Raw genomic sequence first — 13,930 nt, forward strand, 5'->3', positions numbered from 1 at the left:
TCATTCAAATTTTCGCATGAACCAATTGAGGAGGATCGTACGCTGCTCCTCTTTTGGGTTCATCAATAAATGATCCAGTCTTTTTAAGGATCCCCCTGTCATCAAGGTCTCGTAAGGGGTAATCCGAATCAATTTGTATCCATGGATTCTTGTTTGGATATCGGTTTGTGCATCATTATATGCCTGCAGTTTCCAACCACTTGAGCCATTCCCGTAGAAATCACCCGGCTCGCTTGCTAAACCAAAACTATGCTTAGCGATTGGAGGACCAGACCAAACTCTGTCTTGCAAACCTGCTTTCAAACAATCTTTCTCATAGGTTCTACACAAGCGCTTCTGGGCTTCGTAAAAAGGCAAATTAAACTCCTTATAAAAATCTGATCTATAAGAAATTAACCGATACCTATTAAAGTGAAGTTCATCGTCATACAACACAAGACTCCGGTTGATTTTAAAATCAAATTTCAACTTCTTCAACAAGGGAACCTCTCCTATTCCACCTAAATCTTCATAGATTTCATCCAACCAATCTTTTCCTTTTTGATCCAAAAATTTGGGATTGACCTCCAATTCGAAATCCCTTTCAAACTCTACTTCGCCTTCTTTCAAGATACCTTGAAGTTGGCGCGTAATCAGGTTATCCATTGTCTTGATTATTTTCCTTTACGATCTCCCAGGTATGATCTGCCAATAATTTTACTTCCGCTAAAAATTGAGCGAAGCTTTTTTTTCTTCCCCACTCATCCGGCGCAATCATGCTTAAAAAATCATTCCCATCCTCTTTCTGATACAAATAATAATGGTGATTAATCAAAGGCTCAAAAGAAGTCTGAGCATTGTATATTCTTTCTGAATAGGCTACTCTTGCCTGAATTGCTTTTGCTTGATCAGCCAATAATTGCATTTGCCTGTAGATCTGAGACATCTGCATATCTGTTTGACTTTGCATGGCAGCAATGGCCCTCCCGTTTACCTTCCCTTGATCTTCAGGACGGACAACCGCACTCCCAGCATGATGTGGATAAGGTAAACTACCAGGGTTTTCTGCAGTCTTTTCCTTCATCTCACTCAAATCCAATTTAGTGATGTCTATTTTTTTCTTAGTCATTACTTTTTAGTTTCCTCTCCTGAACTTATCCTTTCTTTCAAATTCCCTTTTGAACCGGGAAAGGTAGTTCTTGTGGATATATCATAGCCGATCCAAGCCATGATTATCATAAAGATCAAAAACAAAATCAGAAGGATTTTTTTGTTACGCTGCATAATCTGAATAATCTGTCTTTATTAGAATCCAAAATTAGGAAAGGATGTTTAAGAACCCATCAAATAATTTAGATCTCTTGTTTCAGGTCAATCAATGAATAAGATAACTCATATAAAAAAATTACAAATTTTCTTCAAATCATTTGTTCCTTGATTACACATTTTGAAAATTGTTTTTAATTTTAACGGTAGTCTACCAAACACAGTTTTTTTTCACTCCATACTCTTTTCAGTCCGACCATGTATCAAATTATAAGTGAGCAATCTATTTATCAGTATTTTGGTGATGATGATCCGGATATGACAAAGGAGATGATCCAAATAATCCTTGATACGAATATCAAAGATTTGAAAGAGCTCAATGAATTTTATAAGATTAAAGATTTTGACACGATCAAAAGGCGGTGCCATAAAGCCAAACCAACAATGAGTTATATTGGAGCTTTAAAAACCCGTAAGTTATTGGAAGAAATCGATGGTAATCTGAAAGATTCTTCTGAAATCAACAATACCCTCCAGAAACATTTAGACGTGATTATCGAGGAACTAAATGAGTTCCTGGAAACGATCAAGTAACACTCATTAAACTAACTGATACTTTACTATGCAGCGAAAACTCCTTTTTCTGCCATTGCTATTTATTGCCATTTTAGAACTTCATGCGCAAAGCAGTTTATCTGTGGAGTACATTATGAGGGATCCAAAATGGATGGGAACCTTCCCCTCTTCTGTTAAGTGGGACGACTCCAGTCAGCAAATTTATTTCAAGTATAATGCTGAAAATGACCCTGCAGATTCCCTATATAAAATCAACTTATCCTCACCTACCCTCATCTCAAAAGTTCATTGGAAAGAGGAGAAGTCCCTACAAAAGAGGTTTTCCTCACTGAATCAAGACCAATCCAAAAGACTTTTCTTAGAGGATAATAAGATCATGATCGAAGATCTGAAAAAAGGAGAGAAAACAGCTGTTCTTGAATGGTTCCAAAATATTTCTAACCCAACTTATTTGGCTGATGAGAATTTAATCGCTTTCAATTCTGAGGGGAATATATTTGTTTTAAACCAGTCCACCGGTCAGGTTGAAAAAGTGACAAACATCAGTTCTGGATCCAAACCTTCTGCTAAAAAGAACGGCTCAAAGGAAGAAGAACTGGACTTTCTTGAAAAAGATAACCTGGCATTATTGCAGGTGGTGAATGAAAGAAAAGAAAAGCAAAAAGAAAGTAGAGCTTACCGGGAATCAATTTCTGAAGGCGATTCCAAGGAGTTCACCTATTATACCGAGGGGAAAAACCCTGTTAATCTAACACTCTCTCCTGATGGCAACTATGCTACTTTTTCCTACTATGACAGAGGATCAGGAAAAAACACCATCGTTCCAGACTATGTAGATGCTTCTGGATATACCACTGATTTGAATACACGGTCCAAGGTAGGTACCACTCCTACCACTGTAGAAATTGGGATTTATGACTTAACAAGGGACACCGTTTATTTCATAGGAACCTCCAACCTTCCAGGAATTAAGGATTTACCGGATTATGTTCAGGATTATCCAGAGAAAACTTGGGAAGAAAAGGAACGGACTGTGATCCTTTCTCAGCCTTATTTTTCACATGACGGATCAAAAGCTGTGATCAACATCCGGTCTACAGACAACAAAGACCGATGGATTTCCTTAATAGACCTCACCACAGGAGCATTGAAAACGTTGGATAGACAGAGAGATGAGGCATGGATTGCCGGCCCAGGTATTGGCTGGTCATTTTCAGGAGGAACAATGGGATGGCTTCCGGATAATCAACACATCTATTTCCAGTCAGAAGAATCTGGATATTCTCATCTGTACCTACTTGATGTGGAATCAGGAGAAAAAACTGCCTTAACATCTGGTGCTTATGAGGTATTTGATCCATTTATCTCTAAGGACAAAAAATCTTGGTACCTCACTACTTCCGAAGTAGATCCCGGAGAAAGACATTTTTATAGAATGCCTTTAATGGGTGGGAAAATGGAAAAACTGACTTCCATGACAGGAAATAATGAGGTGACTCTTTCCCCAGATGAGAAGAAATTGGCCATCCTTTATTCCTATAGTAATAAGCCTACTGAATTGTATGTTCAAGACAATAAAGTTGGAGCTAATCCAATCCAATTGACTTCTGGGCAATCGGATGAATTCAAAGCCTACAATTGGAGGGATCCTGAAATTATCCGATTTACTGCTGAAGATGGGGCTCAAGTCCCTGCAAGATTATATACTCCTGACCCCGCTAAAAAGAATGGGGCAGCGGTAATTTTCGTCCATGGAGCTGGTTATCTTCAAAACGTTCATAAATGGTGGAGTAGCTATTTCAGAGAGTACATGTTCCATAATTTATTGACTGACCTAGGGTACACCGTGCTTGACATCGATTACAGAGCGAGTGCCGGCTATGGTAGAGATTGGAGAACAGGTATTTATAGACATATGGGAGGTAAAGATCTATCTGATCAGGTGGATGGCGCAAAATACCTGGTAGCTTCACAAGGGGTAGATGCTGATAGAATCGGGATTTATGGCGGAAGTTATGGAGGTTTTATTACCCTTATGGCACTATTCAATACGCCTGATGTTTTCAAATCAGGAGCTGCTTTGAGATCAGTAACAGATTGGGCTCATTACAATCATGGCTATACATCGAATATTCTAAATACCCCTGAAGAAGATCCGATAGCTTATAGAAGATCAGGTCCTATTTACTTTGCTGAAGGCTTAAAAGGAAATCTTTTGATGGCTCATGGCATGGTAGATGTCAATGTTCATTTTCAGGATGTTGTCAGGCTTTCTCAGCGATTGATTGAATTAGGAAAGGATAACTGGGAAATGGCTATTTACCCTGTAGAGGATCATGGCTTTGTAGAGCCAAGCTCATGGACCGATGAATACAAACGCATTTTAAAATTGTTTAACACCACGCTTATAGAAGATTGATGAGTATATTTTCTCGGATCACTGGCGGAATACTGGCAGTGACTACTCTTTCTATTTCCATTTACTCATGCGGAGAAAAAAAAGAGGTAGTCCAAGCCAAAAGAGGAACAATTGCAGAAAAGGCCATGGTCGTGTCTGCTCGTGAAGAAGCTTCACAGATAGGATTGGATATCATCAAACAAGGAGGAAATGCCTTCGATGCGATGATGGCCACTGAAATGGCATTGGCAGTAATCTATCCTTTTGCAGGAAATCTAGGAGGTGGCGGATTTATGGTATATCGAATGGCTGATGGTTCCGTTGGCTCCCTGGATTACCGCGAAAAGGCCCCTTCCGCTGCTTATGCAGACATGTATTTGGATGAGGAAGGAAATGTAATAACTGGCTTAAGCACAAAAGGAGCAATGGCATCCGGAGTACCGGGCACCATCTCAGGTATATTCACCGCCCAGGAAAAATTCGGGAAACTTACTCCTCAAGAGGTATTAGCCCCAGTAATTGAACTAGCAGAAAAAGGCTATGTCACCACCCCCAATCAAGCAGCTAGGCTACAGAGATTACGGGAAACATTTATAGAGGTCAATGGACCTGACACGTATTTCGCAAAGGAGATCAAGGAAGGTGATACGCTTAAGTTCCCCGTATTAGCTGAGACCTTAAAGCGGGTTGCAAAAAATGGAAAAGAGGAATTCTATCAGGGGGAAACTGCCAAAATGCTGGTAAAGCATTTACAGGAAATGGGAGGAATCATTTCGGAGCAGGATCTAGCGGATTACGAAGCAGCTTGGAGAGATCCAATCGTTTTTGATTATAAAGAGTTAAAGATCATCTCTATGGCTCCTCCTAGTTCTGGGGGCATCACCTTGGCACAGATTTTCGGAATGATTGAGCCTTACGACTTGAAAAAGTTTGGCCATCACAGCCCAGAGCATATACAACTGCTGGTAGAAGCTGAAAGAAGGGCTTATGCAGATAGAAATTATTATTTAGGAGATCCGGATTTTGTCCATATCCCTAAAGCCGAATTGATGTCAGCTGATTACCTCAAATCCAGAATGGAAAGCTTCACTTTTGAGCAAGCCACCAAATCAGAGGACATTGCCGAAGGTAAATTTGCGTTTTCAGAAAGTATGGAAACTACCCATTACTCCATTATTGATGCGGAGGGAAATGCTGTTTCGGTGACTACGACTTTAAATGGCGCCTATGGTTCCAAAGTGTATATTGATGAATTAGGCTTCTTCATGAATAATGAAATGGACGATTTCAGCTCCAAGCCAGGAGTGCCTAATATGTTTGGATTAATAGGTGCTGAAGCAAATAGCATTCAACCTGGAAAACGAATGCTAAGCAGCATGACTCCTACGTTAGTAGAAAAGGAGGGCAAACTTTGGATGGTAGTCGGAACTCCGGGTGGATCTACCATTATCACCTCTGTACTTCAAACTATACTCAATGTTTATGAATTTGAGATGGGCATGCAAGAAGCGGTAGAATCAGCCAGGTTTCACCATCAATGGCTGCCTGATCGGGTTAGTTTTGAACCCAATTCTTTTGACTCCACCTTATTGAACCATTTGAAATCCAAAGGGTATATCATTTTAGAAAACAATAACCCCATCATCGGAAAAGTAGATGCTATTTTAGTGATGCCTGACGGAAAGCTAGAAGGTGGTGCAGACCCAAGAGGGGATGATAAGGCATTGGGTTTTTAAACTGGATTCTTAACAAATAGAAAGGGAAAATGGAGTACTCTAACCAAGAGGAAAACATTTTCCCTTTTTCATTTTTCAAATTTGTAACTTTGTCCTAGAGAACTAATTCCAAGCCTTTGGAGTTCTTAACTCATCTGTAACCTAATGGACCTTGAATCCATTAATTATTACAACCCATGAAGACAAAACCTAGAGTAGTTGTTGGCCTTTCCGGAGGTGTCGACAGTTCCGTAGCCGCTCACCTTTTAATTGAACAAGGCTATGAAGTCATCGGAATGTTTATGAAAAACTGGCACGATGAGTCCGTTACCATTTCCAATGAATGCCCCTGGATGGAAGATTCCACCGATGCCATGCTGGTCGCCGAAAAATTAGGAATCCCCTTCCAGGCCATTGACCTGAGCGAGGAATACCGAGAGCGAATTGTGGATTACATGTTTGGAGAATACGAAGCGGGACGTACCCCCAACCCAGACATTCTCTGCAATAGAGAAATCAAATTTGATATTTTCCTGAAAGCTGCCCAAAAGTTGAAAGCTGATTTTGTGGCTACAGGGCATTATTGTCAAAAAGGAGAAATAGAGGTAAATGGAAAACCCGTTTATCAATTGTTGGCAGGGGCCGATCCAAATAAAGATCAAAGTTATTTCCTATGCCAACTCAATCAGGAGCAATTGAGTAAAGCACTTTTTCCAATTGGGCATTTACAAAAGCCTGAGGTAAGAAAAATTGCCAAAGAATTGGACTTGATTACTGCCGATAAAAAGGATTCCCAAGGGCTTTGCTTTATAGGAAAAGTGAGATTGCCGGATTTCTTACAGCAACAATTAAAACCAAAAAAAGGGAAGATCATTCAAATCCCCGAAGATTTACCCGTCTACCAAACTCAGCAAACCCCTGTGGGTGTTCCTGCTGAAGATTGGGACCAGGAAACCTTGGATGCTATAGCTTTGCCACTCCATTATGCTGCAGCACAAGGAAAGGTATTGGGGGAACATAATGGAGCACACTATTTTACGGTAGGACAGAGAAAAGGCCTCCATGTTGGTGGAACCGGGAAACCTTTATTCGTCATTGCTACAGATACAAAAGAAAACATTATTTACACGGGACTCGGCGAAACCCATCCTGGCTTATTAAAGAATGGGCTATTTGTGAAAGCTGACCAAATCCATTGGATCCGGGAAGACCTGGAACTTGCCATCGGAGATAGTGCCCGATATAAAGCTAGAATTCGTTACCGTCAACCCTTGACATGGGCAACCTTAATACGAAAAGAAAATGGACTATATGTCATTTTCGATGAACCACAAAAAGGCGTTGCCTCAGGGCAATTTGTAGCTTGGTATAATGAGGAAGAATCGATAGGGTCCGGAACCATATTTTAATTAGTGTATTGCATTAAAGAGTCAGCTTGAAGCTGGCTCTTCTTCCTTTCACCTATGATTCTAGAAATACTCTTTGAAGATGAACACTTGATTGCAATCAATAAACCTTCTGGTTTACTGGTTCATAGAACTGCCATCGCTGCACATGAAACTGTCTTCGCTTTACAGTTACTGCGAGATCAAATTGGGCAACATGTACACCCGGTACATAGACTGGACCGACCCACCAGCGGCATCTTGTTATTTGCTAAAAGTGAAGCGATTCTCCCCTCTTTAAAATTACTTTTTTCAGAAAGATCCATAGACAAAAAGTACCTGACCATAATAAGAGGAATTCCTGAAATACAAGTAGGATCCATAGACCATCCCCTGAAAAGTGAGCGGTCTGGAAGGTTACAAGAAGCCCGAACTTCCTTTAAAGTAATGGCAACCTCTGAAATGCCATTTAATAGTACAGGAAGATACCCCACTAGTAGATATAGTTTGTTGGAGGTTGAACCGGAAACAGGAAGAACCCACCAAATACGAAGGCATATGGCACATATTCGTCATTATATCTTAGGCGACAAAAAGCATGGGGATAATAAACAAAACATCTTTTTAGAAAAGGAATTCGGCTTACAAAACCTGATGCTGCATGCCCAATACCTATCCTTTATTCATCCTATTAGTTCAGAAAAGATAGAAATATCCTGTACTCCTCCTCCTCACTTTTTAAAACTTCTACAAGAATTGGAACTTGGTACCATCCAATATCCACACTAATTGAATTCATTTGGGGAATTTCAGTTACTTTAGAAGAGCAAAAATTTACCCGATGAAAAAATTACTAGGTACTTTCTCCCTCCTCTTTGCAATTTCCACCATTGCATTTTCGCAAATAGAGGACATTAATCAAAAATTCAATAGAGAGGATGCAATATCCCACTTCCGCTATTTGGCTTCCGATGAGCTGAAAGGTAGAGATCCATTACGGCCAGAGATAGAATTAGCAGCCAAGTACATAGCGAAAGAATTTGAAAAATATGGAGCCAAAGAATTGCCAGGTGCCACTGGTTATTTTCAATCTATCCCATTTATGATGTCCAGTCCACCAAAAACTGGAGAAATTGTCATATCTGGTGAGCGATTCACACAAGGAGAAACCTTATTGGTTCTCAGCGGAAATGACCTGGAAGGATCATTTGAACTAGTAGATGTAGGCTACGGGATGGAAGAAGATTATGAAGGATTGGATGTAGCTGGTAAGATCGCAGTAAGCAGTGTGGGAGCACCTGACCAAATGAGTCCCGGAGCCTTATTTTCATTAGGTGCACAAAAAGCAAAAATTGCCCAGGAGAAAGGTGCCGTTGGCATTGTAGAAATGTTTAATATCCCTTCTGTTCCTTGGCAATTGGTATCCAGGTACCTGAATAGAACTCAATTGAGTATTGATCAGGGAGAGGCAAATGAACTTCCCTATATCTGGATCAAGGATCCAAAAAACAAGATCAAATCCGACATGGCTAAAGGTAAGATTGAAGAAGCAAGGTTTATGATCGAGAAAAAGGTCAATAAACCAGTTGAGGGTAAGAATGTTGTAGCCTGGATTGAAGGAACAGACCCTCAACTTAAAAACGAATACATACTCCTTTCAGCTCATTATGACCATGTGGGAGTAGGAGAAGCAGATGCAAATGGAGATTCCATTTTTAATGGAGCAAGGGACAACGCGGTAGGAACAGTAGCGGTAATCAATGCAGCTCGTTATTTTGCAGAAAACCCACCAAAAAGATCCGTTTTATTGGCTGCTTGGACTGCAGAAGAAAAAGGCCTTTTGGGAAGCGCTTATTTTGCCTCCCACCCTCTAGTCCCCATCAAAGACATTGTCTTTAATTTAAACATAGACAATGCAGGATATAACAATACCTCTATTATCACTGTGATAGGTTTGGGTAGGACCTCAGGAGACCAATTAATTACAGATGCAGTCAGTGAAGTAGGGTTAAAAGCGATTTCTGACCCATCGCCTGAACAAGGGCTTTATGACAGATCCGATAATGTGAATTTTGCAAAATTAGGGGTTCCTTCCCCTACATTCAGCTTAGGTTTTACTGCTTTTGATGATGATATCAATCAATATTACCATAAGCAAGCAGATGACGTGGACTCCTTCGATTTGGATTATGCCGTAAACTATTGGAAAGCCTATATTCTCTCTGCTCAAAAAATTGCCAACATGAACGAGAAACCATTTTGGTTTGAGGGAGATAAATATGAACAAGTTGGAAAAGAACTATATGGTATAAATTAACAGGTATTTCTTTTCAACAAAAAGCCCTTCGAATGGTATTCGAAGGGCTTTTATTTTAGATTTTATTAATTCGGCTTTCTCTCAAACTAGTTCATCAAACTTGGTAGGCCCCCTCTTATGAAGGACAGCATTTATTGATCACCCAAACAGCATCCCTGCAATAGTAGCCGTCATCAAACAGGCCAAGGACGCTGCTAAAAGAGATCGTAGTCCTAAACGGCTCAAGTTTCCCTGTTGATTGGGAGCAATAATACTGATCCCTCCCAATTGTATGGCAATGGAACTGAAATTTGAAAACCCACACAAAGCATACGTTGCGATGACAATGGATTTGGGATTTAAAGAGCCTATTTCTTTCATTTCTGACAAGCTTAGATAGGCTACAAATTCATTGATTACTGTTTTCTGACCTAAAAGACTACCTACTTGCAGGGTATCCACCCAATCCACTCCAATTACCCAGGCAAAAACTCGAAAGACCTGACCAAACAGGTATTCTAAGGAAAAACCTTGAAACTGTCCTCCTGTGCTTGAAGCCACCAATGAATTCAGTCCTGTATACTCTCCTATGAGTCCACTCAATAAATAGTTGATTGCTGCAATCACTGCTATAAAAGCCAATAACATAGCCCCAACATTAAGTGCTAACTTCAAACCTTCCGAAGCACCAATGGACATGGCATCAATTAAATTGACCCCCATGGCTTCTTCATTGACTTCCAATTTATCCTGTTTGGTTTCTTTCTCCACTTCAGGAACAAACATTTTGGACATCACGATGGCTGCAGGTGCGTTCATGATACTTGCCCCTAACAGGTAGGCAGCAAACTTACTTTGCTCTTCTAAACTATCTCCTCCTAAAAACGCCACATACCCAGCCAGAACACCTCCTGCGATAGTAGCCATACCTCCAGTCATCAAACACATCAGTTCAGACTTGCTCATTTGGGGAATAAAAGGACGTACAAGCAATGGAGCTTCCGTTTGTCCCAAGAAAATATTTCCAGCTGCAGAAAGGCTTTCAGGACCTGATAGTCTCATGGTTCTTGCCATCACCCAGGCGATCCCAAAAACTACCTTTTGTAGGATTCCTAAATAGTATAGACCAGCAGATACGGTTGAAAAGAAAATAATGGTAGGCAATACCTGAAAGGCAAATATAAACCCATAACTGTCGCCTGCTAAGTCTCCAAATATAAAGGCCGCTCCATCTCTGCTAAAACTCAAAAATTTGACAAATGCCTCACTTAAAACAGCAAAACCCTGAGCAACAATAGGAACCTTTGTAATTAAAAAACCAAAAACCAGCTGCAATACAATGCCTATTCCTACCAATCTCCAATCAATTTTTCTTTTTTCATTTGAAAAAAGAAATGCAATCAAAACTATAACTGAAAGTCCTAAGACACCCCTTAAATAATCCATGAATTGATATTAAATGAGAAAGGCTAAAAATAGCCAAGTAGCCGTCAATAAAAAAGCCTGAATTACTTCAGGCCTTGAAAGAATCAGTTTCTTTTGTTTATTTCATCCCTTATTCGGGCAGCTTTTTCATAATCTTCATTATTAATGGCTTTATCTAGCATCTGGTTCAATTTGTCTAAGCTAAAGTCTTTCAAAGAGCTTTCCTTTTTGGAACTCACTTTTTGAGTAGTTGACTTCGAAGAGGCCTTCTCTTCCTTCTTCTCCTCCTCTGAAAATTCTATGGAGGCCTCAGACATCACTTTTTCTGAACAAAAAACTGGAGAATCAAATCTTACCGCAATCGCAATCGCATCTGAAGGTCTGGAATCAATTTCAATTTCTGAAGATTCATTATGACAATGGATCTTCGCATAGAAAACTCCTTCCTTCATATCAGAAATGACAATTTTATCAATTTCATAATTGAAGCTATTGGCAAATGACTTGAACAAATCATGAGTCATAGGTCGATTAGGAATGATCTTTTCGATTTCAATTGCAATTGCCTGAGCTTCAAACATTCCAATGACTATCGGTAATCTTCTACTTCCTTCAACCTCTCCCATTACCAAAGTAAAAGACCCTGATTGAGAATGGTTTGACGATAAACCTAAAATTTCCAGTTCTACTAGTTTTTCCACAAAAATTATAATTCAGCTTTTAATGCTTCAGTAAGTTTTGGTACAACTTCAAATGCATCCCCAACAATTCCATAGTCAGCTGCTTTAAAGAATGGAGCTTCAGGATCTTTGTTAATTACCACAATGCATTTGGATGAATTAACTCCTGCAAGATGTTGAATAGCTCCTGAAATTCCTATTGCTAAATACAAACTAGGAGCTACTTTTACTCCTGTTTGGCCCACGTGTTCATGATGTGGTCTCCAACCAATATCGGAAACAGGCTTGGAACAACCAGTAGCAGCACCTAAAGTTTTTGCTAAATCCTCCAGCATTCCCCAATTTTCAGGTCCCTTCATTCCTCTTCCTCCAGAAACAACTATATCTGCTTCAGGTAATAATACTTCACCTGTAGCCCTTTCTGTAGAAGTAATTTTTGAAGCAAAATCTGAGTCAGAAAGCGAAACTTCAAAAGGTTCTACAGTTGCTTGAGCTCCATTTGTTTTAAGATCAACAGAATTTTTCTTGATCGCAAGAATTTTATTCTCTGTTTTTAATTCAGTTTCTGCAAATGCCTTTCCTGTGAAAATACTTCTTTTCACCACATACCCCTGATCCGTGGATGGTAAAGAAACCACATTTGATACTAGGCCTGCATCCAATTTGATCGCCAACCTAGCCGCAACCGCATCTCCTAAAGAAGATTTGGCTAACACCAAAGTCTTTGCACCAACAGAATTGAACGCTTGTGCGATAGCAGAAGCATGTGCCTGAATCACTCCTGCATCAAGTTTTGAATCTGAAGCATGAAGTACTTTAGAAGCACCTGCAGTTCCAATACCAGCTAGTTCATCATTCGCAATGGTACCTAAAGCAATTGCCACGACATCACCTTCCCCTGTTTTGGATGCTAGAGCTTCTGCAAATGAAACTGCCTCCAAACTGGTTTTTTTAACTTTTCCTTCTGCCTGTTCTATATATACTAAAATTGACATAAATTCTTGATTTATAAATTATTAATGATAATTAATTAAAGCACTTTTGCTTCATTTTTGAGGAGTTTAACCAACTCTCCCACATTATCCTTATCGATTAATTTTACAGCTCCTTTAGCAGGAGGAAGTTCATATGTACTAGCTTCAGCTTGTGTGGCCACTTCTACGGCATCCACTACATTCAATGGCTTTGTTCTGGCAGACATAATTCCTCTCATATTAGGAATTTTCCATTCAGCAATGGGTTCTTGGCATCCAGCAATCAATGGAAGACTTGCTTCCAACGTCTCTTTACCACCTTCAATTTCTCTAGCCATGGTCACTGAATTCCCATCCAGATCTAACTTCATTACCGGGGAGAAAGAAGGCATTCCCAACAACTCACCTACCATGCCATGAACCATTCCCCCGTTAAAATCAATGGATTCTCTACCCATTAAAATAAGGTCATAATTCCCTTCAGCAGCATAATGCGCTATTTGTTTGGCTACGTAAAAGGAATCTTTGGGAGGGGTATTCACACGAATCGCTTCATCCGCACCGATTGCCAAAGCTTTTCTTAAAGTAGGCTCCGTTTCGGCTTCTCCAACATTTAGTACTGTAAGTTTACCTCCAGTTTGATCTCGTAATTCAACAGCTCTTGCCAAAGCATAGTCATCATAAGGGCCTATGATAAATTGTACTCCTGTAGTATCAAATTTTGTATTATCGGCAGTAAACTGAATCTTAGAGGTCGTATCTGGAACATGTGTGATACAAACAAGAATCTTCATTGGTTTAGAATTAGATTATTTTCGATTTATTTCGTGTGAAATTAACAGTCTACAGCTAATTAAAAAAACAAATCATGGGCAATTTAGATCGGTTGGAGTTATTGAAAGAGTACGCCAAAGAAGAACCGGAAAACCCATTCAACTGGTATGCACTTGCGATTGAATACCTTTCTATCGATCCAAATGAATCTGAAAAGTACTTTAATAAACTTTTAAGCTCCTTTGAAGCCTATTTACCAACGTATTATACAGCAGCTTCCTTTTTCTCAGAACAGGAAGATCTGGAAAAGGCGAAGGAAACTTTTGAAAAAGGAATAACACTGGCACAGGAAAAGCAGGAATTAAAAACCTTACAAGAATTAAAAAATGCCTACCAAAATTTTCTATTCGAAAATGACTTGGATTAATCTAAACCCCCAAATCCTACCTAATTAGAAGGCAC

Annotated in this window: 13 protein-coding genes; 7 read left to right on the top strand and 6 right to left on the bottom strand. The window is 39.7% G+C overall.

The annotated features are described in order from the left end of the window. Together BUR11_RS08125 and BUR11_RS08130 are read right to left on the bottom strand one after the other, a co-directional pair. A complete protein-coding gene (locus BUR11_RS08125) occupies positions 1-645 on the bottom strand; it encodes a DUF7255 family protein (RefSeq protein WP_074224335.1) in 645 nt (214 codons plus the stop codon). Next, a complete protein-coding gene (locus BUR11_RS08130) occupies positions 638-1,108 on the bottom strand; it encodes a DUF2452 domain-containing protein (protein ID WP_074224336.1) in 471 nt (156 codons plus the stop codon). The genes BUR11_RS08125 and BUR11_RS08130 overlap by 8 nt, the downstream gene beginning before the upstream one ends. A 395-nt stretch (positions 1,109-1,503) precedes the next feature. Here BUR11_RS08130 and BUR11_RS08135 point away from each other — a divergent pair, with 395 nt between their 5' ends. From BUR11_RS08135 to BUR11_RS08160, 6 genes are all read left to right on the top strand, one after another. Then, complete coding sequence (locus BUR11_RS08135) at positions 1,504-1,839, top strand: Hpt domain-containing protein (protein ID WP_074224337.1); 336 nt, start codon at positions 1,504-1,506, stop codon at positions 1,837-1,839. Between the two features lie 28 nt (positions 1,840-1,867). Further along, the gene (locus BUR11_RS08140; RefSeq protein ID WP_074224338.1) at positions 1,868-4,240 is read left to right on the top strand and encodes a S9 family peptidase; all 2,373 of its coding nucleotides are present in this window, start codon (positions 1,868-1,870) and stop codon (positions 4,238-4,240) included. Next, entirely contained in the window at positions 4,240-5,955 is a 1,716-nt protein-coding gene (ggt, locus tag BUR11_RS08145; protein ID WP_074224339.1) for a gamma-glutamyltransferase, read from the top strand. The genes BUR11_RS08140 and ggt overlap by 1 nt, the downstream gene beginning before the upstream one ends. A gap of 176 nt (positions 5,956-6,131) precedes the next feature. Beyond that, positions 6,132-7,343 carry a tRNA 2-thiouridine(34) synthase MnmA gene (gene mnmA / locus BUR11_RS08150; RefSeq protein WP_074224340.1) on the top strand — a complete coding sequence of 404 codons (1,212 nt, stop codon included), beginning with the start codon at positions 6,132-6,134 and terminating at the stop codon, positions 7,341-7,343. A gap of 54 nt (positions 7,344-7,397) precedes the next feature. Then, positions 7,398-8,108, top strand: a complete 711-nt coding sequence (locus BUR11_RS08155; RefSeq protein WP_074224341.1) for a pseudouridine synthase — start codon at positions 7,398-7,400, stop codon at positions 8,106-8,108. Between the two features lie 52 nt (positions 8,109-8,160). Next, positions 8,161-9,636 carry a M28 family peptidase gene (locus tag BUR11_RS08160; protein WP_074224342.1) on the top strand — a complete coding sequence of 492 codons (1,476 nt, stop codon included), beginning with the start codon at positions 8,161-8,163 and terminating at the stop codon, positions 9,634-9,636. A gap of 138 nt (positions 9,637-9,774) precedes the next feature. Here BUR11_RS08160 and BUR11_RS08165 read toward each other — a convergent pair whose 3' ends face one another. The 4 genes from BUR11_RS08165 to BUR11_RS08180 form a co-directional block, all read right to left on the bottom strand. Then, positions 9,775-11,061: a NupC/NupG family nucleoside CNT transporter gene (locus tag BUR11_RS08165; RefSeq protein WP_074224343.1), complete on the bottom strand. Its 1,287-nt coding sequence runs from the start codon at positions 11,059-11,061 to the stop codon at positions 9,775-9,777. Between the two features lie 83 nt (positions 11,062-11,144). Then, entirely contained in the window at positions 11,145-11,741 is a 597-nt protein-coding gene (locus BUR11_RS08170; RefSeq protein WP_074224344.1) for a bifunctional nuclease family protein, read from the bottom strand. Between the two features lie 5 nt (positions 11,742-11,746). Further along, a complete protein-coding gene (locus BUR11_RS08175; RefSeq protein ID WP_074224345.1) occupies positions 11,747-12,715 on the bottom strand; it encodes an electron transfer flavoprotein subunit alpha/FixB family protein in 969 nt (322 codons plus the stop codon). Between the two features lie 35 nt (positions 12,716-12,750). Further along, complete coding sequence (locus BUR11_RS08180) at positions 12,751-13,488, bottom strand: electron transfer flavoprotein subunit beta/FixA family protein (RefSeq protein WP_074224346.1); 738 nt, start codon at positions 13,486-13,488, stop codon at positions 12,751-12,753. Between the two features lie 74 nt (positions 13,489-13,562). Between BUR11_RS08180 and BUR11_RS08185 the strand changes: the two genes are divergently transcribed. After that, positions 13,563-13,895 carry a tetratricopeptide repeat protein gene (locus BUR11_RS08185; protein WP_074224347.1) on the top strand — a complete coding sequence of 111 codons (333 nt, stop codon included), beginning with the start codon at positions 13,563-13,565 and terminating at the stop codon, positions 13,893-13,895. Positions 13,896-13,930 lie beyond the last annotated feature (35 nt).

The sequence above is a fragment of the Algoriphagus halophilus genome, assembly GCF_900129785.1.
Classification (GTDB): Bacteria; Bacteroidota; Bacteroidia; order Cytophagales; family Cyclobacteriaceae; genus Algoriphagus; species Algoriphagus halophilus.

What these genes read in the sequence shown, in the direction of transcription:
- BUR11_RS08125 (WP_074224335.1), bottom strand. Translation starts at nt 645, where the DNA reads ATGGATAACCTGATTACGCGCCAACTTCAAGGTATCTTGAAAGAAGGC.
- BUR11_RS08130 (WP_074224336.1), bottom strand. Translation starts at nt 1,108, where the DNA reads ATGACTAAGAAAAAAATAGACATCACTAAATTGGATTTGAGTGAGATG.
- BUR11_RS08135 (WP_074224337.1), top strand. Translation starts at nt 1,504, where the DNA reads ATGTATCAAATTATAAGTGAGCAATCTATTTATCAGTATTTTGGTGAT.
- BUR11_RS08140 (WP_074224338.1), top strand. Translation starts at nt 1,868, where the DNA reads ATGCAGCGAAAACTCCTTTTTCTGCCATTGCTATTTATTGCCATTTTA.
- ggt (WP_074224339.1), top strand. Translation starts at nt 4,240, where the DNA reads ATGAGTATATTTTCTCGGATCACTGGCGGAATACTGGCAGTGACTACT.
- mnmA (WP_074224340.1), top strand. Translation starts at nt 6,132, where the DNA reads ATGAAGACAAAACCTAGAGTAGTTGTTGGCCTTTCCGGAGGTGTCGAC.
- BUR11_RS08155 (WP_074224341.1), top strand. Translation starts at nt 7,398, where the DNA reads ATGATTCTAGAAATACTCTTTGAAGATGAACACTTGATTGCAATCAAT.
- BUR11_RS08160 (WP_074224342.1), top strand. Translation starts at nt 8,161, where the DNA reads ATGAAAAAATTACTAGGTACTTTCTCCCTCCTCTTTGCAATTTCCACC.
- BUR11_RS08165 (WP_074224343.1), bottom strand. Translation starts at nt 11,061, where the DNA reads ATGGATTATTTAAGGGGTGTCTTAGGACTTTCAGTTATAGTTTTGATT.
- BUR11_RS08175 (WP_074224345.1), bottom strand. Translation starts at nt 12,715, where the DNA reads ATGTCAATTTTAGTATATATAGAACAGGCAGAAGGAAAAGTTAAAAAA.
- BUR11_RS08180 (WP_074224346.1), bottom strand. Translation starts at nt 13,488, where the DNA reads ATGAAGATTCTTGTTTGTATCACACATGTTCCAGATACGACCTCTAAG.
- BUR11_RS08185 (WP_074224347.1), top strand. Translation starts at nt 13,563, where the DNA reads ATGGGCAATTTAGATCGGTTGGAGTTATTGAAAGAGTACGCCAAAGAA.